We start from the raw sequence: 21,456 nt of genomic DNA on the forward strand, positions 1-21,456 counted from the left end.
ATAAAAATTCATCTGAAATGATATATAGCTTATAAGCAATCAGCCAACCGCTTGCCTGAGCTATCTATCACTATCAGGCTTCTGACTGGTTTGAAGCAGTGTTCTTCCGTTTAGCAATAATTGCCGCGATAACAATTATCATGATCATCACGCCCCAAAATATTACTTTCCACCATAGACTGTGCGTGAATCCTTCGTGGATCAGTCCAAGTGTGACATTTTTATTCTCCAGAGTGTGGATTGCAAGCTTCACACCAACCCAGGCAACAATAATGAAAGCTGCTTTTTCAATTGTCGGATACTTTTTCATATATTTTACCACGTAAGTTGCAGCTATTCGGATGAATGCCAAACCAATTGCCATACCGATGAAGACGACGGCGAATTTGGCTGCATCCATTCCGCCGAACTTTGGAAATGGTGTGTCAGGCAATGAAACGGCAATCGCAACGGCTGCCAGTATCGAGTCGATGGCGAAAGCAATATCGGTCAATTCAACTTTCAGAATAACCTTCCATAAGCTCTGGTTTTCATTGATTTTATTATTCTCTTTACTATCGTCATCTTCTTTACTGTTTTTAATCATATGCTTTATGCCTAAATAGATAAGGTATGCGGCACCAATAGCCTGTATCTGCCAGATATTCACAACAAATGAAATAGCAAAAAGTGCAGCGAAACGGAAGATATAGGCACCCAGGATTCCATAAAAGAGCGCTTTTTTCCGTTTTTTTTCAGGCAGATCTTTAACTAAAACCCCCATCACAAGGGCATTATCGGCTGACAGCAGGCCTTCCAGACCGATGATGACAAGAATTGTCCAGCCGAATTCCAGCCATATCCCCATAATAATCGCCTCCTTGCGTATCGATATCTTCCCTTTTGTACCCTTTATCGGAAATGTATAAACAGAAAAGCACCAGTTCTTCCAGCCATTGTTATCTCGGTCATAATTTGGCTAGCATATGACTAAAAAAGCTTTCCAGTGGAAGTCCATCAGTACGCACCGAAAAAAGTCCTTCTAAAAAGAGAATTAATATGGTTTCTATCCATTTATACAAAAAGCAACTGCTGTCCGGAAGTTTTGCCCCATTAAAAAAGACCGGGATAGCTTCCCGGCCTCTAGAATACATTATAGCTTTTCTTCAAACCATCTCATCAGATGCTGCAACCGCTCCAGACGAAGCGAAGGTTTGCCTGTCCGTGATAAGTTGTGATCGGCATCTGGTATACGTACAAATTCCGTATCCTTCTCCTTACGCTTCAAAGCGATGAAAAGCTGCTCCGATTGTTCAATCGGACAACGCAAATCATTTTCACTATGAATAAGCAATAACGGAGTTACCATATTATCCACATATGCCAATGGTGAATGCTTCCACAGTTTTTCGAAGTTATGAAGATCCGCTTGTATCTGCCACTCACTGAAATAATAACCAATGTCGCTGACCCCGTAAAAACTGATCCAATTGGAAATACAACGCTGTGTCACAGCCGCTTTGAAGCGATCCGTGTGACCCACGATCCAGTTGGTCATAAACCCTCCATAACTTCCGCCAGTCAATCCAAGCCGCTCCTCATCTATGAACTCATACGCCTCGAGTAAATAGTCGAGACCATTCATCACATCTACATAGTCGTTGCCGCCATAATCGCCCCGCACGGCATTAACGAATTCCTGATGATAGCCATGCGAACCACGCGGGTTGACATAAGCTACAACATAGCCTTGAGCAGCAAGCAATTGCATTTCATGGAAGAACGTATTGCCATACATTGCATGAGGACCGCCATGGACCTGATATATCAATGGATATTTTTCACCTTCAACGAAATCGACCGGTTTCATCATCCATCCGTGGACATCCCAGCTCTCTACACTTCTGAATATAAATTCCTCCGGTTCGGAAAGTTTTGTACTACGAAGCCATTCTCCATTAAAATCCGTCACTTTTCTACTTGCCTGCTGGCCCACATCAAATAAATAAAGTTCCCCTGGGTTCGTCGTAGTGGAAACCACCGCAGCTACTTCTCCTGTTTTCCCATTTACATCAAATCCATAGACATGATGCTTTTCATTCCAAACCCGCTTCAGCTTCCCCCACGTATTCCCTTTGTATAACACTACATTTCCATATTCACTGACAGGAAAATAGAAGGATTCATCATCCAGCCAGACGATACCTGGAATCTGTGCCCCCTGCTGTATATCCCCTGCGGTAAAGTCACCTACAGGAAGGTCCAATTGACTGGTCACATTAGTTGTTTCTCCACTCTCCCGATCAAGAATATATAAATCAGGATGAGAGGCATTCTTATAAACCAGGCCATGGAAGATGAAGGCAAGTTTGCTGCCATCCGGAGACCACTTTGCATCAGAAATATAACCCTTCTCTGTCTCAACCGTTGTACGCTCCTTACCTTCCACATCATATAAAAACAAATCGGCACTGAATGAGAAATCTTTGTTCTCCGCTTCATCTCCGGAAAAAACCAGTGTCTTGCCGTCTGGTGACCAGGTTAGCAATCCATAGCTATGTCCGTTCTCTGTCAACTGTGTCATTTCTCCACTGGTTATATCAACGATACCGATTTGCTGCTCCTGGTCTTCAACAAACCCCACACCATCCGCTTTATATTTCATCTTTGTAATTACTCTTACTTTTTCTTTCTTATCATCCCCTTTGTCTTCCTTCTTTTGTTCATCAAAAGATTCCTCTGTACTCAAAGAAGCCTGAAATGCAATCCGCTTACCATCCGGAGACCACTCAAAATCACTGACACCGTTCGGACAAGTGGTAATTTGCTTTGCTTCTCCTCCATATAAAGAAAGCACGTAAAGCTGGCTTTTTTCCTCCCTGGTAGATAAAAACGCCACCAGTTTACCATCAGGGGACCATTTCGGCTGATAGTTTTTATCTTCTCCATAAGTCCATTGGTTAATCTCTGCTGTCGTTTTATCAAAATGATACAAATTAGATATGTATTTATCTTCCTCTTTATTGATATGGGTTTTTACGAATACAACCCCTTTCCCGTCGGGCGACCATTTAGGATTGGTGACCGATTGAATGTTGAAAATATCATCTTTGGTGACAGGTCTTTTATCTTCAGACATAGTACTCCTCCTTTAGACATCGTGTTTAATTTCTATATTTGGAATTATTCTTCCTTCTTATTATTACAATTTATTTCGTTTTATTGGCATATTCGTGGTTTTCTTTCATATTATTACAATCTTCGACAATAAAAAACCCCGTGGTTGTTAGTAAAACAATACCACGGGGAAAAAGGGTTATCCTTCTACTGTGAAACCAATCTTTCCAAAGTTTTTGGTATCTCTTAGATACTCGAATGCTTCCTTATATTGAGAAAGCTTGAATACACGATCAAGCTCAGGTTTAATATCATTGGCAGTGATGAATTCCAGCATTTCCTTGAATTCTTCCGCGCTGCCCATGGTAGAGCCGAGCAGGTTGTACTGCCCATAGAAGAATTTGCGGATATCGATTTCCACCTCATCTTCGGTAGTGGCACCAAAGGTAACGATCGTACCACCCTTACGGACGACACCAAGAGATTTATTGAAGGTAGCCCGACCGATGCTTTCAACTACAAGATCAATTTGTTCATCCTGTAATTCATTGTTCCAATCAGACTGGGTGTTGATTGCACGATCTGCTCCCAGCTTCTTGGCTGCTTCTAATTTTTCTTCGCTTCTTGAAGTCACGATGACACGTGCTCCCAGAGCTTTAGCGAATTTCAAGGCAAAAGTAAGTACTCCGCTCCCGATACCTGGAAGCAGTACGGTATCTCCCTTTTTCACTTTTCCCCTTGTGAAAATTACACGATAGGCAGTCAGCGCAGCAAGTGGTAAAACACCTGCTTCTTCCCAGGATAAATGTGCCGGTTTAGCTTCTACATGGTCGCCTGGTACAACCACATATTCACCAAAAGTTCCATGATCCGGAAATCCCATGATTTCAAATCCTTGCGGCGGTGCATCGCTGTTTTCTTTCCAGCCTAACCCGGGATTGATAACAACTTCATCGCCCGTTTTGACATTGGTCACACCAGCTCCAACTTCCGTTATCACTCCAGCACCGTCAGAGCCTAACACCAGTGCCGGCTGATCCGGCTTATGGCGGGAAGTTACAGCAATATCCCTGCGGTTCATGCCAGCTGCTTTCAGCTTTACTTTTACATTGCCAGGAGTGGTCTCCAGTTCATAAATATCGCGATAGGATAAACCATTCAGACCCTCTTTTCCTTCATGTACGATCGCTTTCATATTTCCGATTCCTCCTTGAGATTTTGTTGTATATAGTCTGCGAATACCTGTAGTTTTTCCATATCCGAAACGTCCTCTTCAAATAAAGGCACTTTAATCAGTTTCTGCTTTGGAAAAGTCTTTTCGATTTGTTGAAGATAATTACTTTCCTGTTTTCTCCGCTTGGCTAAAAATGTACCATCAGCATGTTCAGGCAGTACCTTATTGACTACAAGTGTCCTGACATGCAGGTGATATTTATCCAACTGCCTGATAGCCTGTTCGGTTTCCAGAATCGGAAGCCGTTCCGGATTCAGGACAAACAGGAACCCTGTTTGGCTGCCGTCCAAAATGATTTCCCGAACGGCAGCGAATTTATTCTTCCTTTTCTGTAAAATTTCATAGATTGGGTCTTCAACCGGCTCGCCGTCATTCAACAACTGTGTATAATTATCGTTGATTTTCTGTCTCCGTTCCAGCATGCCGTCAATCCAGACACTCATTAATTCAGGTAGTGTCAAGAGACGAATCGTATGTCCGGTAGGTGCTGTATCGAAAATGATTTTGTCAAAATCACCTGATTCCTCAAGAATGATAGAAATCAGCCGGTCAAATAAAGCAGCTTCATCCGCACCGGGAGAAGCACTGGCCATATCGATTTGACGGTGGACTTCTTCTACCATTCTCGATTTGACAATCCCCTGTAAGTTATCCTTCACCCCTTCGATATAACGTTTCGACTCCCGTTCCGGATCAACTTCGATCCCCCAGAGATTTTCACCAAGTTTCGTTTTTTCGTGTTTCACTTTTTTATGGAAGATATCCCCTAAGTTGTGAGCAGGGTCAGTGGAGACAATCAATGTGCTATGTCCCGAGTCAGCCAGCGCAAGGGCAAAAGCCGCAGAGGTCGTTGACTTACCCACCCCTCCTTTCCCGCCCACAAACAGAATTTTTTTATCATGTAGATTACTCATTAGCCAAAAACCCCTTCACTCCATATTTAACAGCAGCGAATTCCGTCCAAAGGAGATTTTTCCATCCCCATCCTAAGGTGCCAGTCATGAAACTTTTCTATAATATAAGGATAAAGCTCCAGTGTATAATAAAAGGCAGGATTCGGTATGCCCAGCATATCTGAATAGACCAGTAATAAAAATAAGTCATCTTCGTCACGCAGTTCCCTGGCTACTTCATTTTTGTGCGGTAGACTTAAAACTTCATCATAAAGTTCGAAGAGACGTTTCAGCGAAAACTTTTTATCCGTCATATTGCCGCCTCCTAGGTATATAGTATTTCTTTAATCAGTTTATCATAATTGTTAAAATCCTTAAGGTATCGGCCATTGATGAATACGGCATTGAATTTGATATGAAGGAAAAAATGGGTGAAGCCCTCCCAGGAGGTGATATTGCCTGCTTTTATATGTTTGATGAAATAAGCAGCTATCGAAAGCAGGTTTCTTGGATCTAAAAAACTGATATCTACTTTATCTCCATAATCTATCAAGGTCTGGCGATAGATTTCCCCCATATCTTTCCGATCCTTATCATGATGTTTGAATTCTTCAGACATGGTGATGAGCCCGTCATCACTTATTCCACCACATCATCCCATCCCGATTTCTTTTTCAGCCCGGATAATTATAATATCAACCATTCCCTGCACCTCCTTTGAAAGAGAAAAGCCGCACTATTTACAGCGCGGCTTTTCGGTTTACTAAGCACTTCTCTCGATACTATCATTTTTATTCATGGCTATTGCAGAGAAAGCGGTGATCAGAATCCAGAAGGTGAATATGAGGATGATCGCACCAAAGCTGAATAACATCCAGTCACTGGTTTCTGTCCATGGCGCCCATTGTGTAAACACCTGGGAGATCATCGCCCATAAAGTCATAAACATGACGAAAGCCATTGGAATGATCGTCGGAAGATAGTTCCTGCCATTACGCTTCAGCCAGATGGAAACCAGCAATAAACTGATTCCTGCAAGTAACTGGTTCGAAGTACCGAATAATGGCCATAACAGATAACCCCCGGAACCGAACCCTTTTGGCCCTTGTGGAATCAATGTCAGTGCTGCACTGGATACTACAGCAATAGTTGTAGCCACATGCGTTTTTGTAATAGGCTTGACATTATATTCCATACCAAGTTCAGCAATAATATAACGCATCAATCGTACAGAAGAGTCAAGTGTTGTCGCAGCGAAGCTGACAACGATAACAGATACGATAGTAGCAGCAACTGAAGCCGGAATCCCTAATCCTGTTGCCAACTGGGCAGCACCCTGGATAAAGACTCCCAGTCCTGCACCGCTCGCTGCAGTGAAACCACTATACGTAGCTGTGAATTCTCCTGCTGTCGGGAAAAATGTAACGACAGCGATAATAGCAATCAAAGCCAGCGCACCTTCACCGACAGAACCTAAATATCCTACGAAACGGGCATCCGTTTCTTTATTCAACTGTTTAGATGATGTACCGGAGGAAACTAACCCGTGGAACCCTGAAATTGCACCACATGCAATCGTGATGAACAGTAACGGGAACCAGGATACATCATTGGCCTGAGGGTTCGTAACCGGTGCAGTGATTTCCGGATTGGTAAATAATAATCCTAAATAAAGAATGCCTAAACCGACGATCAACTGATGAGAGTTGATATAATCACGTGGTTGAAGCAGCTTCCATACTGGCAGGGTCGATGCGATGTAGACGTATACCATCAACACGATGATCCAAACCAAAAATGCTGCAGAAGTGGCACTCATGCCAAATAAAGCTGTGGCACCTTCTCCTCCGAAATATTTCACCAGGTCGATCTGTAATGCCGGAACGTAACTGGAAACGATTGCCGCCAGATACATGACTCCTAAAGCTACTATGGAAGGCAGAAGCATGCTTTTTTTCCTTTTGTATACACTGTAGCCGATCCAGATAGCTAAAGGAATCTGGATGAACACAGATAACACACTTGCCGGGAAGGAAATGAATAAGTTCGCAATAACCCATGCAAATACCGCATTAACCATAAGAACTAACAACAGGATGATGAATAAGAACAACACTTTCGCCCTCTGGCCGATAAGCTTGCTGGCTAATGTACCTACGGACTGCCCTTTATTTCTGACCGATAACACTAACGTTCCAAAGTCATGGACACCGGCAGCAAAAACAGTACCAAGAAGCACCCATAATATTGCCGGGAGCCAGCCCCAGTAAACGGCAATAGCCGGACCGACAATCGGTGCAGCTCCGGCGACGGATGTAAAGTGATGCCCCCATAAAACGAATTTGTTGGTCGGTACGAAATCTACGCCATCTTTATACTGATGGGCAGGTGTTGTGTAATTCGGATCCAACCGGTAAATCTTTTCGGCGATGAACTTGGAATAATATCTATATCCGAGAAAGAAAACAAGACCGCCGATAAGCGCTAACCAAATACCACTCATATAACCCCTCCTCCATTTTCGTACAGTAAGCAATCTGTGTATTCGCTTACATGCAATCTAATTATACTATGAGAGGTTTCTATCTATCAATAAAGTTGACTGACTTGTCTAAAAATTCCTTTCATTGTACCAAACCATTATTTTCCCACTAAAAAAGCCGCCTCGTTGGAGAGGCCACTGAAAAAGTCCTTTATAACCTAAAGGGGCTGGCAACGTTTGTTGTTGATTCTCACGAATCGCTTGTCGGTGGATGCTTGCCGCGGGCACGACCTCAGCTAACTTGGCCAAGTGGATCTTCGGCTCGCGCTGTTCCCGCAGGCGTCACCACCGAACGCTCATCGTGGAATCAACTGAGGGTAAACGAAAAAGAATGATTTTCTTTGATTTCTAAAAGAAAGTCACTCTTTTTTCTTGTACAATGAAAGTAATACATAAAAGTGAGGGGTTCGATGTTAGAACGTCAATTATCCATGAATTTAAGCCAGTACGAAGGACTCTACGATATGGTGGTCCCTAAGGATCATCTTCTTCGGGAAATCAATGAGCTTATAGACTTTTCCTTCGTTTATGACGAACTAAAGGATAAATACTGTCATGACAATGGGCAGAACGCAGTTCATCCCATTTGTATGTTCAAATACCTCCTTCTAAAAACCATCTATACAAGAAAAGGCGAAGATACGATATAAGATTGAAGCGAAGAATAGTGAATTGAAGCATAGACACGGATATGAGGTAGCCTCATCATCGGGCCTCGAAGGCATGCGCATGCAAGGTGCGATGGCGATTTTCACAGCTAATGTGAAGCGAATCGTTAAACTAATGAAGGAATAGACAGTGCAAACCTTTTGTAATTAAACAAAAAGCGTTCTGTGTGGAAATTACTTTCCATACAAAACGCTTTTTTAAATTCTAATTTTCAAAGATATTCAGTTCTTCAGCGGCCTCTCGTTGGAGGCAGCTTTTTTAATCTATTAATCTAAGATTGTCACTTCTACGTTTTGGACGCCCCATGCAAGAGCATCAGAACGATTTGGAATGAATACATCAATCTTATTTCCTTGGATAGCTCCGCCGATATCTCCGGCTACAGCTCGTCCATAACCTTCTACATATACTTCAGAACCTAGTGGAATGACATCCGGATCGACAGCGATGACCTTTTTGTCAGGATTAGCATTAAGGTCGATGCCTGTTGCCGTTACACCAGAGCAGCCTGTGCAATTAGCTGTATAAGCAGTAGCGCTGACATTGATAGTTTGTCCTTCAACTGAATTTGAAGCTTGCTCTGTCTCTGTTGTGGTTTCTTTTGCTTCTGTGTTGCTTGTCTGTTCAACAGCACCTTTTAAGCTAAGTTGATCGCCAGGATAAATGGTAGTGGTGGATAGTTGGTTCCACTCTTTCAGTTCGTTGACAGATACGCCATGATCCTGAGAAATGCCCCAAAGTGTGTCACCGGATTTAACAGTATAGTAATCGGCACTTGAAACGGCCGGAGTAGCTCCATTATTAGAAACTGTCAATTTATCATTTGGATAGATGAGATTGGAGTCAAGGTTGTTCCAATCTTTCAATGAATTTACGGTCACGTTATACTCTTGGGAGATTCCCCAAAGCGTGTCGCCTTTGTTCACCACATATTCCCCATCGTGTGCCTGTGCCTGTACTGCTAGACCACCAGAGATTGTGGTTACGGCTGCTAATGATACTACTGTTTTCTTCACAGGAAAACCTCCTTAGAAAATTGGATTAATTTGCTTACAAAACCTAATTTAACATATGAGGGAAAAATGTGAAGAACAAAACAGTAACAATTATATTTCAGTAATAACATTAATATATCAATAAGATTACAATGGAAAATAATACAAAATAATAGTGTTATCGCAACATTGCAATAACACTATTATTCAAATTCAATATTCAATTATAGTAAAGCTTTTAATTTTTGTTCTACTTTCGGATCCTGGATATATTCATCATAGCTCATCTCTTCGTCTACAATTCCATTCGGTGTCAATTCAATGATACGATTTGCTATCGTTTCGATGAACTGATGGTCATGGGAAGAAAATAAGATCGACCCTTTAAACTTGATCAGCCCATTATTCAAAGCCGTAATGGATTCCAGATCCAAGTGGTTGGTCGGTTCATCCAGAATCAATACATTAGCCCCGCTCAGCATCATCTTAGAAAGCATACACCTTACCTTTTCTCCCCCGGAAAGAACACTTGCTTTCTTCAAAGCTTCCTCTCCTGAGAATAACATCCGTCCAAGGAACCCTCTTAGGAAGGTTTCCGTTTCGTCTTCCCGGGAATATTGACGCAGCCACTCGACCAGTGTCAAATCGCATCCTTCAAAGTATTTAGAGTTATCTTTTGGAAAATAGCTTTGAGAAGTCGTAATTCCCCATTTATAGGTGCCTTCATCCGGTTCCATTTCACCGGATAATATCTGGAATAATGTCGTCTTAGCGATTTCATTCTCACCAACAAACGCGACCTTGTCATCTTTAGTCAAGGTAAAACTGACATTATTCAACACTTTCTCCCCATCAATTGTCTTGGATATTCCGTCCACCACTAATAGATCATTCCCGATTTCTCTGTCAGCATTGAATGCAATATAAGGATATTTTCGGGATGATGGCTGGATATCATCCAGTGTAATTTTCTCAAGCAGCTTTTTTCTGGAAGTCGCCTGTTTGGATTTCGAAGCATTGGCGCTGAATCTGGCGATGAACTCCTTCAATTCATTGATCTTCTCTTCTTTTTTCTTGTTTTGTTCGGCAGCCATTTTTTGTGCCAGCTGGCTGGATTCATACCAAAAATCATAATTCCCGACATAAACCTGGATCTTACCGAAGTCCAAGTCCGCAATATGGGTACAGACGTTGTTCAGGAAGTGACGGTCGTGGGATACGACAATGACGGTATTCTCGAAATTGATTAAGAAGTCTTCGAGCCATTGGATCGCTTTGATGTCCAAGTGGTTAGTCGGCTCGTCTAAAAGTAAAACATCCGGATTACCGAACAATGCTTGAGCCAATAATACTTTTACTTTTTCAGAACCACTGAGATCTTTCAATAGTTTTCCATGTAATTCTTCTCCGATTCCTAATCCTTTCAATAACCGGGCAGCGTCAGATTCTGCTTCCCACCCGTTCATTTCGGCAAATTCGCCTTCAAGCTCAGCAGCCTTGATGCCATCTTCATCAGAGAAATCAGGTTTCATATAGATAGCATTTTTTTCTTCCATCACTTCATAGAGACGTGCGTGCCCCATAATCACTACCTGTAAAACCTCATACTCATCGTACTCGAAATGGTTCTGTTTCAAAACAGCCATACGCTGCCCCGGTTTCATCGAAACATCCCCGGTCTGTGCTTCGATTTCCCCGCTTAAGATCTTTAAGAATGTTGATTTCCCGGCACCATTGGCTCCGATCAGCCCGTAACAGTTACCAGGGGTGAACTTTATATTTACGTCTTCAAATAGCTTCTGGTCACCGAATCGAAGACTGACATTGTGTACATTGATCATACATAATCCTCCATATTTCAAAATTCATACCAGAAGAATTATATCATTGTTATGCTCAAGATGATATATTTCCACCAGTAATTATCCTTCTTATCTGTCTCATCCGCCCATTCTGCCTCATTAGAAAAACATGGCTTGTCGCAAGTCCTTATGGCGAAAGCCTTAGTTTTTGTTATACTTTAATCCTTTAACAAGGTTAAACGTTCTTAAAGTACAAAACAGGCCACACTTCACTCTTAGCGTGGCCTGTCGTAATTTATTTATAATAAATACTGTTATTATCTACCACTTGAAGAACCTTCGTAGAGATGCTCATATCACTTTTGCATATCGGACAAGTCGGTGTTTCTTCCATTTTAAAATTATCCCTCATCCAACAATTACAGTCCTCTGAGTCACACACCCAAATCTTAGTTTCTTCCTTAATGATTTCCTCTTGATTCTTTTTTCCGAATGCCATCGTATGCCTACCTCCTTTGAAAAATGGGAACCTATGTAAAAGAGACTGACTTTCTTAAAGCCAGTCCCTTTCCTGTCATATGTTTGTGCTACTATTATAGTTTAACTACATTTGCAGCTTGTGGTCCACGGTTGCCTTCAGTGATTTCGAATTCAACTGCCTGGCCTTCTTCAAGTGTCTTGAAGCCTTCGCCTTCGATTGCACTGAAGTGTACGAATACGTCGTCTTCACCTTGAACTTCGATAAAACCGAAGCCTTTTTCTGCGTTAAACCATTTTACTGTACCATTTTTCATTCTTTTGGTCCTCCAATGTTTCATAAAAATTAATATGGACTTCATAAAAAATCACATATTATAAAAAGTATCAGATGAATCATCGATCACTCTTTATAATAGGTGATTTTGTTATTCATACGCCAGTTACTTTCTTTTTTTAAAGTGATAAAATTATATATTTATATTACTATAATCTCCTTGATAAGTCAAGATGACAGCCCAAATCACCCCCGCTTCTTACAGTCTATGCAATAGGTTTCCTTTTTATTCAAAAAAATCACATCGGTTTTATAATACCGCATGCTAGCCGCTTACCAGCATCCCCGGCAGGCTGAGTCTGATAATCATCCGGACCTTCATGGATGATCACTGTTTTATTCAGGATATCGTCTAATTTAAAACGGTTAGTAAAGAACATCATCTGGGCAAAACCATCATTAGAAAACAAGACCGGGAAATCTCCGGCATGGTTGCCATGCGGCTGATTGTCCGGATTCCAATGGCCGCCTGCCGCTTGAAAAGGATTTTTCGGATCACCTGCTTCACAAGACCCTTTTTCATGAATATGAAAGCCATGTGGACCGATTTGTTTTTTTCCATTTCCACCTGTCTGGTATTTCGGGAGTCCTTGGACTTGAACAAACACCTCTACACCATAAGGTAATTCGTAAAAATTAACATCACCTTTCAGTTTTTCCGCTAACGACCCACCTTCAAGTTTAGCATGGGCGCGCTTGCCTGGCTGCTGCTGACGATAAGGAATAGGGTAATAATAGGTGTAATAAGGAAATTGATAGTAATACATATGGAAACCATCCCTCCTCTATTTCCTTTTATCAGCCTATTCGCTGGAATACCAAAATATGTATCTGACTGCTTAGCTTCTGTGTTTACAAGCTTATAGGGCTATGCTACACTCCTCTTATGCTTCATCATGTCCACCAAAGGAGAGATAAAATGAATAAAAAGTTACTGACGATCATGTTCGGGATCGTATTGGTTCTTGGACTCGCTGCCTGCAGCGGCGGAGACAAAGAATCCGGCCAGGGCGAAAGCCAGGAAGGTAAAGAAGGTCAAACAGAGGAAAAACAAGAGAAAAATGCCGAAGAAAGCAGCAGCGATATTCCAGACCCAGTAGCCGTCGTCAATGGTGAAGAAATTTCAAAAGACAGATTCACCCAACAATACAAGGCAATGAAAAAACAATATGAACAAATGGGTATGAATGTGGATCAAAATAAAGAACAACTGCAAAAGAGCATTGTCAATTCTTTGGTAGATTCAGAGCTTCTCGTACAATATGCAAAAAAATCCGGAATTAAAGTGGACGATAAAAAAGTCGAAAAAAAGTACAATGAAATAGAGAAACAAATAAAATCTGAAGAACAAATGCAGGAATTCTTAAAAATGAACAACATGTCTTCTAAAGAAGAATTGAAACCGAGAATCAGAGAAAGCCTTCAAGTTGAGAAATATGTAGAAGAAAATACAGAGCAAGCAGAAGTGACCGAAAAAGAACTGAAAGCTGAATATGATAAAATGGTCAAGCAAATGGAACAACAGGCAGAACAAACAGGTAAAGAACAAGAGATTCCGAAATATGAAGACGTTAAACCACAAGTAGAACAGCAATTAAAGAAATCGAAAGAACAGGAACAAATTTCCAAACTGGTAGAAAAACTGCGTGCGGACAGTAAAGTAAAAATCAATATTTAATTACAAAAGACGCCTGAGGCTTTACCAGGCGTCTTTTTTGTGATTAATGGAGTTTATTAAGTTGTTTTAGTTTAATTCTTAAGGCTTCGATATCCAGTGGATGCTCGAGGTTGTAGTTCAACCCGTCATAGTAATCACCAATTTCACTGTTCTTATCTTGTTTAAGTGCTGTAACGATTTCATCCCACTGAGGCAGATAGAGGCCATTCACTTCCTGTTCTGCCTCGTCCAATTGCCCCTTGATAACAGGATCAACCGCCGCTTTGAAAGCTTCTTTCATCTGCTCTTTTTCATTCTGTTCGAAGAATTTCTTCGTCCCTTTGAAGCTTTGCAATATCCTGTTCGTTTCATTGCTATCAAGGTGGACTATGAAATTGAAGGCAGGATGTTGTAACTCCTGAGTTTCCGGTTCACTCAGTTCAAAGCTTTTTCTGATCTCCTGGAAACGACGTTGCAAATCCTGGTTTAATTGTATCAATGAATCATTTAAAAATCCTTCTATTCTCAATGACACAGCACGAAGTTCCTGGTTCAGTTCATAACTGACTTCCTGGAACAATGATTCTGCAGCCATTTCCAATTGCAGTTTCGCTTCTTTCCCGCTTCCTTTTATCGTAGCTGGATTAAAGTGATGCTTGAAGTAATCATTGAAGTTCAACAGCATGCGCTGATGAATATAATAGACTTGTTTTTCTATTTTTTGCGCTATCCTTGTGTGATATGGTGCATAACTGAAGCTGCTAAGGACTTCGAGCATTTCTTCCTTATCCTGGTTATTCACTTCTATCTTCTGCATGCGGGCAGATTGATCAAGGCTCGCATCCGCAATGATCGTATCCATCCTGCTTTTTGCACGGTTGAAATCATGTTCGATCGAACGAATCAGCACTTCAGGCAGATCCCTGTCAATAAAGGCATAGAAACGCTCTTCAAAATTCGAAAAACCTTCTCTTGCCTTTCCTGTGAGGTTATCCTTCTCGTCATCCCCTCTTAAAGCGTAGAGACTGGAGATAGGAAATAATTGAGGTTTCCGTATTTGAAAACGTAACAACTGCTCCTCCATATAAGTGAGTACACTATCGAGTTCCTCTTCTGATTGAGCCAGGTCAGCTGCGTTAATAAGGAAAAACATCTTATCCATACTGAAGGCATCTTTCACTCTTCCCAGCTGAGTCAAAAAGCTTTCATCCGCTTTAGAAAAAGGATGATTATAATAAGTGATGAATAATATTGCATCTGCATTTCGGATATACTCAAAAGCTACATCTGTATGTCTCGCGTTGACGGAGTCCGCTCCAGGTGTATCCACCAGTGTTATACCTTTTTGAGTCAAAGGGCAGTCATAATGCACTTGCATCCATTCCACGAAACAGGATTTCTTTTCATCTGCTACATAACCTGGAAATTCATCTAAGCCGATAGTCAACTGCTCACCGATTTTATTCTCAGCTGCCGCGTATCCTTCTAATACCGCATATACAAAAGATCGCTGTTTATGCTCTAATGGTTGAAAGTCCTTTTCTTCCAGAGCAGCCAATTCATTCACCAAAGCCGGCAGCCGGTTTTCTTCTATCCCGAGAATACTTGCAAAAGCTTGCAGGTCTTCTACCATTTGCGATTCTGTTTTCATTTTGACTGAAATGCTTCCATGAGGATGGTGCTCATTTGGCGGAGCAATCTTATTGATCGTCGCTGTCGTAGGATTTGGTGATACCGGTAACAGCTTTTCTTTAATCAGCGCATTAGCGAACGAAGACTTACCAGCACTAAAAGCACCGAATAAAGCGACCGTGAACTCCTGATCCTTCAGGCGTTTTCCCTTTTCTGTCAACTGTGCTGCTAATTCTTGAAAACCTGGAGTATCCTCGATCGTTTCCACGACCTGTGCAATCGTTTTGAGGGTTGCATCCTTATCAATAGTTGCCGGTTGTCCCTCATCCTGCGCCTGAAGTTCAACTTCTTCCTGTTCAGGAGCTTTTTTTTGTTGATAGCCTGCCAGGAAGGTTTCTTTTTCTTCAACGCCAGCCTCCCGCTCTGTCAGCATTTCCTGGATATGTTGCAGATGCTCTCCGTCCAGCGATTCACTTTGGAAAGCAGTCCATAACTGTGTACGATGATTTTCAATCTCTTTTTCTAAGTTCTCGATCGCCTCACGATAGTGCTGTATTTTTTCGAGCAATTGACGCTCATCCTCGAAGGATGCCATTTTTGCATTTGATTCCTCATTGATTCCTTTTTTAATGGTTTCCCATAACTCCTTGACATAAGTCTTATAGACACGCTTGATATCCTCAGCAACTTTATCGGTATAAACTAAAACATACTGACCTGTCACTTTTGCCCCTGGTTCAATCAGGTCTTCCAATCGCTGCTCTGAATAGTGGATATCCATATTCTGTATATGATCTGTCACTTGAGAATGAGCGACAGGATAAGCTTCTACGACTTCCAACAATCTGTCCCGTAACGGCCACTTCAAGTTTTTTTCTACTACTTTCATCAGATGCGTATAAAAATCCTGTTTTCTTTGGTCGCGTTCTTCTTCTGTCTTTTTCTTCGTAAACATTAAACCAACCTTGAAACCTGGCTGCATCGCTTCTAAATACCGCTCCGCATCTTCCCTTAATGTTGTCGGCATCAAATAAGCATTTTTAAAAAGGGAAAGCACCCGTTCCTGATAAAAAGATTCTGCTTTTTCTTCCCTTGTCGATAACTCCCGGAGTTCCGCTTCCGGGTCTTCACTGTTATTCTGATTATCCATAGCTGTCTTTAATGCTTCGATGTTATCGATCAACTCAGCTTCTTCCTCATCATTCTCCTCAGCCAGCTGATCGACGCTTTCTTCGATGATCAAGGAAGCGTTACGGAAAATGCTTTCCGCCCTTTCTCTCTCTTCCAGCTGGTAGATATCTTCAAGGTGTATTTTTAACTGGGGAAGCTCATTTATCACTAAGTCCTGCTTCATCAAGGATGTATAGAATATGTTATCCGGGCTCAAATTCCAGTCCTGAAGCGCTTTATTGACACTGGCTTTGAAGTCCAGAAATGATAATTCTTCATCCTGATGTTTGTCAACCTGATTGATGATGACAGAAAAAGGAAGCCTGTTTTTTTGCATTTCCTGTAAAAAGGAGAGGTTCACTTCTGATTGCACATGATTATAATCCATGACATAGTACATATAATCCATCAAATGGAGAGAAGATTCCGTAATGATCCTGTCCGCATCATTGGTGGAATCGACCCCTGGAGTATCGATCAGGGTGACATGCTCCGGAAGGTTTGTATCACGCTGACTGATTTCTAATGAGACGATTTCGTCCCCATCTTTACAAAGTGACTGGATCGTTTCCATTTCAGGCTTTCCTCGATAATGGACCGGGTTTTCCTCCCGGTAAAAAACCCGCGTATAATCATCGCCTGACTGAAGTTTGACAACATTGGCACTGGTCGGTATTGGGCTGGAAGGGAGAATGTCATCTTCCAACAACGTATTGATCATCGTCGATTTTCCAGCCGAAAAATGACCGGCAAAACCGATAACCAACTGTTTCTTCTCCCATTTACTGATCAAATCCAATACCTTTTCTGCGTGCTTATCTTTACCTTGGCGATTTAATTCATGATATAAACCACTTAATCGTAGTGCTTCTTTTGTAAGTTGACTGTCTTTCGTAGTTACATTCATAGCTGGGACTCCTTTATATCCGGCAGATACTCTGTAATAATTTATTGTCGTTATTCTTGTTATATATTGTAGCAGGAGCAACGCTCGATGAATAGTGTTACCTACATCTTAGCTGGAGCCTTTACCCCGAGTAATCTCAATCCTTCTTTTAATACCGTCTGTACCCCAATTACTACTGGTAAGTATTCTTTATGATCGATGACTTTCACTTTTCCATAAAGTCTGTTGAATGCTTTTGCCAGCTTCAGTAGATAATCCGCCATAATGGAAGGAGCTTTTTCATGATATGCTTTTTCCACAACAGACGGGAATGCATCGAGCTGTTTGATAACTCTCCAGCTATCACCATCCTCCAGACCTTGGACCAACAATGCGGGGTTCTCTTTTACTTTATCCAGAATTGAACAAGCCCTTACATGGGAATATTGTAAATAAGGCCCTGTTTCTCCTTCAAAACTGGTCATCTGCTTCAGGGAAAATTCCACATCATGGAGACGATGATTTTTTAGATCATGAAATATGACAGCTCCCGCTCCTATTTGTTGAATGATCGCTTTCTTATCTTGTAAAGCTGGGTTTTTCGCTTCCATTTGTTCAGTAACAAGCAGCTCTATTTCATCCAATACCTCTTGAAGCAGGATCACTTTCCCTTTCCTTGTCGACATTTTCTTGCCATCTTTCAAAATCATTCCGAAAGGGACATGGACTATTTCTTCTGCCCAGTCGTATCCCATTTTTGCCAAAACGGCTTTGATTTGTTCAAAGTGAATGGTCTGTTCCCGTCCGACTACGTAAAGCGAAGTATCAAAATCATAAGTTTCTTTCCGGTAGATGGCAGCCGCTAAATCTCTTGTCGCATATAGGGAAGTACCATCTGATTTTTGAATCAAACAAGGCGGTAGCTCATATTCCTCCAGTCGGACAACCATCGCTCCTTCCGACTCTTCCAGTAAGTCCTTCTCCTGCAACAGGTTAACTACCCGCGCCATCTTATCATTATAAAACGCTTCTCCGTGATAACTATCGAAACCAACCTGTATTCGATTATAAATCGTCATGAAGTCTTTTAATGACTCATCCCGGAACCATTGCCATAATTTTAACGCTTTTGGATCACCTGTTTCTAATATTTTAAACCAGGCTCTCCCCTCTTCTTCTAATTGCGGATATTTTGCAGCCTCATCATGAAATTGTACGTAAAGACGAAACAGTTCCTTTATGGGGTTCTGTTTCACTGCCTGCTCATCCCCCCATTTCGAGTAGGCATACAGCAGCTTCCCGAACTGGGTTCCCCAGTCTCCGATATGATTGATCCGGGTCACTTGATATCCCAGCTTTTCAGCAAGCAGTCCGATAGAATTTCCGATGACCGTCGAGCGGAGGTGCCCCATCGCAAAAGGTTTCGCTATATTAGGAGAGGAAAAATCAATATTAATATGCCCATCCTTTTGCTGGCTTCCATAATCAAGCCCTGCACCAATCACCTTTTCCAGTATTTCCTTGCTTGCCTGGACCCTCTTTAGCTTTATATTCACATACCCGCCGGCTGACTCGATTTGGGTAAACAGTGGATGAGCAAGTTTTTCTGCAAGCTCATGTGCTATTTTCTGAGGAGGTGACTGGTACACTTTCGCTAACGAAAAACAAGGAAAAGACAGATCTCCATGCGTGTCTAATTTAGGTATCTCTATCCGCGCTGCTATTTCCTCAAAAGATAAAACGCCTTTCAATTCTTCCTCTATCACTGTTACAAGTATCTTTTTTCCATACATGTGAATTCCCCCTAAATAAATATAAAAAGACCCCCGTCTCTAATGTATAGAGACGGGGGTCTTCCCGCGGTACCACTCTTGTTAAGGGGAAAGCCCGATATTCCCCTCCATCTTGACGCTTTAACGCAGCGATACGATCAACTCTACTTTCATTCAAGCCAATATCTCGGAAGTCCGGTTCACCAGCTGCTTTCAACCAGGCTCCCACCACCCCCGGTTCGCTTTGTGTCTACAACTGATTACTCTCTTCGTCATCGATTTCAAATATTTAGAAATGATTATACCTGAATGAAAAATTAATGCAAGACCTTATTTTTGTTAACTTGTACTCTTTTTTACGTAATCGCTGAAACCATCAACCTGGAACTTCTCTACAAATAATGTCTCCAGGTGGTTCATATAGTCATCAGATAGGCAGTAGGCTGCGCCACGATGAATTTCCTTTGCATAATGAAAAGGCGGAGGAAGATCAGGCTTCTTATCAAGCACGTAAAATGTCAACACATCCTTCAACTGCTTATCTTCTTGTTTGATATCAACTACGGTAGGACGATAGTGACCCGCTTCGACCCCTTCACGTTTGAACAAATACTCGACGGCATCCAGCGGCGTCCTGTATAAGACTCCCTCAACATGGTTATCTGCTTCCATGATATCCGCTCTTCCGCCATCATGGACATGGTGGGAAAAGAGAAGACGATAGCCTTCCAACACTCCGCGCCCTAGTTTTTGATGGAAATAATGATCGACCCCTGCCAATTTGAAGCGCTCGGCATCCATACATGAGCCAAAGGCGAAGTAGGTGACTTCATCTTTTTTCAATAATTCGTGCACTTTCCAATCGCCATATTGGATGCTGGTTTCAGCCATCTCCTTTCTATTTGGTGATAAATAATAAACATAAGCCTGATAGCTGCCCTGATCTGTCTCTACTTCTTTCATCTTTCTATCATATAAATTGTCCAGTCCCCTTTCCTGAAAGCCTTCGAGTTCATCTATCTTAGCAAGGGTTTCATCATCTACTTTATATAACTCCCCATAGACCGCCGTATCTTCTTCCATTAATACCGGATAATAACTTGGGCCTTCATACAGTCTACCAGTAGTTCTTGCCTGTTCTGACACCAGTTCTGCATCTTTTAGATGAAAATGGTTTGGCTGATGTTTGCGCAACGTGCCATAAGCGAATAAATAACGAGGCATTACGCTTTCCTCCTTTTCTGCAAATCTCTATAGCTTAATAGATTATATGCTGTGGTTGTATCCTTGACCCCTCGCAGTACTGCCTGTTCTACAACTTTTGCTGCAAGCATGCCAATGGTGTTGGCATCCGCTTTAACCTCTCCGGTAGCCAGCAAAAATAAGCTGTCTCCATCGACCAGGGTATGGGAAGGACGCATTGTCCGGGCAAATCCATCATGGGCAATAGAAGCAACCTTATTTGCCTGTGCTTTTGTTAACTTTGCGTTGGTCATGATGATACCGATCGATGTGTTCCCAGAAAAGCGATTGGCATCAGCTGTTTTTATTTGTTTTATTAATATATTTTCAGTAGAAAGCAATTCTAAACTATCTTTTTCATATACCCCTGCGATCAATTTGCCGGTTTCAGGGTCCATGATATCTCCAAAGCTGTTGACGGCAACTAATGCTCCCATTTGTACATCGGAAGCTTGTACCGCATAGCTTCCGATTCCGCCTTTCATCGCCTGTCCGGGGCCTAATATCTTACCGATAGAAGCACCTGTACCTGCACCGAAATTGCCTGTGTTATTTTGATGGGCTTTATAAGCGTTCCTGCAAGCCTCATAGCCCATTTGAATATCGGGGCGCCTTCGGTTGTCACCTGTTTGAAGATCGTAAAGAATTGCACCAGGTACAACCGGGACTCTTCCTGCCCCGGTATCAAAACCGATTCCCTTCTCTTCCAGAAACCCCATCACTCCTGACCCGGCCGCCAGTCCGAATGCACTACCGCCAGCTAAAAAAACAGCATGGACACTCTCCACCAGGTTCTCCGACCTCAATAGATCTGTTTCCCGTGTACCCGGTGCGCCCCCTCTGACATCTACTCCTCCTACAGCTCCCCGTTCGCAAATCACAACCGAGCACCCCGTTGCTGCTTTATCATCCGAAGCATGCCCAATCCGAAAACCATCGATGGATGATAGGTCTATTTCCCTCATATGAACTGCCACCTCTCTTTGTCATTTAGCATATTTTCAGATTACCGGAACAAACTATGTAAATAAACTATTTTGATAGCTGCGGAG

General features: G+C 42.0%; 17 protein-coding genes, 2 pseudogenes and 1 other annotated feature. Of the genes and pseudogenes, 3 read left to right on the forward strand and 16 right to left on the reverse strand.

What is annotated here, in order from left to right:
- Positions 1-73: 73 nt before the first annotated feature.
- The 7 genes from P855_RS0107210 to P855_RS0107240 all read right to left on the reverse strand — a co-directional run bounded on the left by P855_RS0107210 (position 74) and on the right by P855_RS0107240 (position 7,726).
- Positions 74-847, reverse strand: coding sequence for a TerC family protein (locus P855_RS0107210; RefSeq protein WP_037985701.1), 774 nt, complete (start codon positions 845-847; stop codon positions 74-76).
- A gap of 285 nt (positions 848-1,132) precedes the next feature.
- On the reverse strand, positions 1,133-3,118 hold the full coding sequence (locus P855_RS0107215; RefSeq protein WP_028782939.1) for a S9 family peptidase: 1,986 nt from the start codon (positions 3,116-3,118) through the stop codon (positions 1,133-1,135).
- A 177-nt stretch (positions 3,119-3,295) separates the two neighbouring features.
- Complete coding sequence (locus tag P855_RS0107220) at positions 3,296-4,291, reverse strand: zinc-binding dehydrogenase (protein WP_028782940.1); 996 nt, start codon at positions 4,289-4,291, stop codon at positions 3,296-3,298.
- Positions 4,288-5,244, reverse strand: a complete 957-nt coding sequence (locus tag P855_RS0107225) for an ArsA family ATPase (protein ID WP_028782941.1) — start codon at positions 5,242-5,244, stop codon at positions 4,288-4,290. Before P855_RS0107225 ends, P855_RS0107220 begins: the two co-directional genes overlap by 4 nt.
- Before the next feature lie 26 nt (positions 5,245-5,270).
- Positions 5,271-5,537, reverse strand: coding sequence for a cory-CC-star protein (locus P855_RS0107230; protein WP_028782942.1), 267 nt, complete (start codon positions 5,535-5,537; stop codon positions 5,271-5,273).
- An 11-nt stretch (positions 5,538-5,548) separates the two neighbouring features.
- Positions 5,549-5,842: a hypothetical protein gene (locus tag P855_RS0107235; protein ID WP_028782943.1), complete on the reverse strand. Its 294-nt coding sequence runs from the start codon at positions 5,840-5,842 to the stop codon at positions 5,549-5,551.
- A 144-nt stretch (positions 5,843-5,986) separates the two neighbouring features.
- The gene (locus tag P855_RS0107240; protein ID WP_028782944.1) at positions 5,987-7,726 is read right to left on the reverse strand and encodes a carbon starvation protein A; all 1,740 of its coding nucleotides are present in this window, start codon (positions 7,724-7,726) and stop codon (positions 5,987-5,989) included.
- 449 nt (positions 7,727-8,175) lie between these two features.
- Between P855_RS0107240 and P855_RS20650 the strand changes: the two are divergent.
- Both P855_RS20650 and P855_RS22755 read left to right on the forward strand, forming a co-directional pair.
- Positions 8,176-8,388 (forward strand): annotated as a pseudogene (locus P855_RS20650) (IS5/IS1182 family transposase); the annotation flags it as partial.
- A 1-nt stretch (position 8,389) separates the two neighbouring features.
- Positions 8,390-8,560 (forward strand): annotated as a pseudogene (locus P855_RS22755) (IS5/IS1182 family transposase); the annotation flags it as partial.
- A 140-nt stretch (positions 8,561-8,700) separates the two neighbouring features.
- Here the strand turns inward: P855_RS22755 and P855_RS0107250 are convergent.
- The 5 genes from P855_RS0107250 to P855_RS0107270 form a co-directional block, all read right to left on the reverse strand.
- Positions 8,701-9,450, reverse strand: a complete 750-nt coding sequence (locus P855_RS0107250) for a 3D domain-containing protein (protein WP_028782945.1) — start codon at positions 9,448-9,450, stop codon at positions 8,701-8,703.
- A 203-nt stretch (positions 9,451-9,653) separates the two neighbouring features.
- Positions 9,654-11,270, reverse strand: a complete 1,617-nt coding sequence (locus P855_RS0107255) for an ABC-F family ATP-binding cassette domain-containing protein (protein ID WP_028782946.1) — start codon at positions 11,268-11,270, stop codon at positions 9,654-9,656.
- A 256-nt stretch (positions 11,271-11,526) separates the two neighbouring features.
- Positions 11,527-11,730 (reverse strand): cold-shock protein, encoded by a 204-nt coding sequence (locus tag P855_RS0107260; RefSeq protein ID WP_028782947.1) that lies wholly within the window; start codon positions 11,728-11,730, stop codon positions 11,527-11,529.
- Between the two features lie 94 nt (positions 11,731-11,824).
- Positions 11,825-12,025, reverse strand: coding sequence for a cold-shock protein CspD (cspD, locus tag P855_RS0107265; protein WP_028782948.1), 201 nt, complete (start codon positions 12,023-12,025; stop codon positions 11,825-11,827).
- A 259-nt stretch (positions 12,026-12,284) separates the two neighbouring features.
- Positions 12,285-12,812, reverse strand: coding sequence for a superoxide dismutase family protein (locus P855_RS0107270; RefSeq protein ID WP_028782949.1), 528 nt, complete (start codon positions 12,810-12,812; stop codon positions 12,285-12,287).
- Between the two features lie 152 nt (positions 12,813-12,964).
- Here P855_RS0107270 and P855_RS0107275 point away from each other — a divergent pair, with 152 nt between their 5' ends.
- Positions 12,965-13,723 (forward strand): SurA N-terminal domain-containing protein, encoded by a 759-nt coding sequence (locus P855_RS0107275; protein ID WP_028782950.1) that lies wholly within the window; start codon positions 12,965-12,967, stop codon positions 13,721-13,723.
- Between the two features lie 43 nt (positions 13,724-13,766).
- Here the strand turns inward: P855_RS0107275 and P855_RS0107280 are convergent, their stop codons facing one another.
- The 4 genes from P855_RS0107280 to P855_RS0107295 form a co-directional block, all read right to left on the reverse strand.
- A complete protein-coding gene (locus tag P855_RS0107280; protein WP_028782951.1) occupies positions 13,767-17,411 on the reverse strand; it encodes a dynamin family protein in 3,645 nt (1,214 codons plus the stop codon).
- 101 nt (positions 17,412-17,512) lie between these two features.
- Entirely contained in the window at positions 17,513-19,183 is a 1,671-nt protein-coding gene (gene argS, locus P855_RS0107285) for an arginine--tRNA ligase (protein ID WP_037985703.1), read from the reverse strand.
- 45 nt (positions 19,184-19,228) lie between these two features.
- Positions 19,229-19,447: a binding site (T-box leader), on the reverse strand.
- A gap of 54 nt (positions 19,448-19,501) precedes the next feature.
- Positions 19,502-20,386 (reverse strand): gamma-glutamylcyclotransferase family protein, encoded by an 885-nt coding sequence (locus P855_RS20655; protein WP_051353114.1) that lies wholly within the window; start codon positions 20,384-20,386, stop codon positions 19,502-19,504.
- Complete coding sequence (locus P855_RS0107295) at positions 20,386-21,369, reverse strand: P1 family peptidase (RefSeq protein ID WP_028782953.1); 984 nt, start codon at positions 21,367-21,369, stop codon at positions 20,386-20,388. Before P855_RS0107295 ends, P855_RS20655 begins: the two co-directional genes overlap by 1 nt.
- Positions 21,370-21,456: the final 87 nt, after the last annotated feature.

Origin of the sequence: Thalassobacillus devorans MSP14, assembly GCF_000496835.1 — a bacterium.
Classification (GTDB): Bacteria; Bacillota; Bacilli; order Bacillales; family Halobacillaceae; genus Thalassobacillus; species Thalassobacillus devorans_B.

What these genes read in the sequence shown, in the direction of transcription:
- P855_RS0107210 (WP_037985701.1), bottom strand. Translation starts at nt 847, where the DNA reads ATGGGGATATGGCTGGAATTCGGCTGGACAATTCTTGTCATCATCGGT.
- P855_RS0107215 (WP_028782939.1), bottom strand. Translation starts at nt 3,118, where the DNA reads ATGTCTGAAGATAAAAGACCTGTCACCAAAGATGATATTTTCAACATT.
- P855_RS0107220 (WP_028782940.1), bottom strand. Translation starts at nt 4,291, where the DNA reads ATGAAAGCGATCGTACATGAAGGAAAAGAGGGTCTGAATGGTTTATCC.
- P855_RS0107225 (WP_028782941.1), bottom strand. Translation starts at nt 5,244, where the DNA reads ATGAGTAATCTACATGATAAAAAAATTCTGTTTGTGGGCGGGAAAGGA.
- P855_RS0107230 (WP_028782942.1), bottom strand. Translation starts at nt 5,537, where the DNA reads ATGACGGATAAAAAGTTTTCGCTGAAACGTCTCTTCGAACTTTATGAT.
- P855_RS0107235 (WP_028782943.1), bottom strand. Translation starts at nt 5,842, where the DNA reads ATGTCTGAAGAATTCAAACATCATGATAAGGATCGGAAAGATATGGGG.
- P855_RS0107240 (WP_028782944.1), bottom strand. Translation starts at nt 7,726, where the DNA reads ATGAGTGGTATTTGGTTAGCGCTTATCGGCGGTCTTGTTTTCTTTCTC.
- P855_RS0107255 (WP_028782946.1), bottom strand. Translation starts at nt 11,270, where the DNA reads ATGATCAATGTACACAATGTCAGTCTTCGATTCGGTGACCAGAAGCTA.
- P855_RS0107260 (WP_028782947.1), bottom strand. Translation starts at nt 11,730, where the DNA reads ATGGCATTCGGAAAAAAGAATCAAGAGGAAATCATTAAGGAAGAAACT.
- cspD (WP_028782948.1), bottom strand. Translation starts at nt 12,025, where the DNA reads ATGAAAAATGGTACAGTAAAATGGTTTAACGCAGAAAAAGGCTTCGGT.
- P855_RS0107270 (WP_028782949.1), bottom strand. Translation starts at nt 12,812, where the DNA reads ATGTATTACTATCAATTTCCTTATTACACCTATTATTACCCTATTCCT.
- P855_RS0107275 (WP_028782950.1), top strand. Translation starts at nt 12,965, where the DNA reads ATGAATAAAAAGTTACTGACGATCATGTTCGGGATCGTATTGGTTCTT.
- P855_RS0107280 (WP_028782951.1), bottom strand. Translation starts at nt 17,411, where the DNA reads ATGAATGTAACTACGAAAGACAGTCAACTTACAAAAGAAGCACTACGA.
- argS (WP_037985703.1), bottom strand. Translation starts at nt 19,183, where the DNA reads ATGTATGGAAAAAAGATACTTGTAACAGTGATAGAGGAAGAATTGAAA.
- P855_RS20655 (WP_051353114.1), bottom strand. Translation starts at nt 20,386, where the DNA reads ATGCCTCGTTATTTATTCGCTTATGGCACGTTGCGCAAACATCAGCCA.
- P855_RS0107295 (WP_028782953.1), bottom strand. Translation starts at nt 21,369, where the DNA reads ATGAGGGAAATAGACCTATCATCCATCGATGGTTTTCGGATTGGGCAT.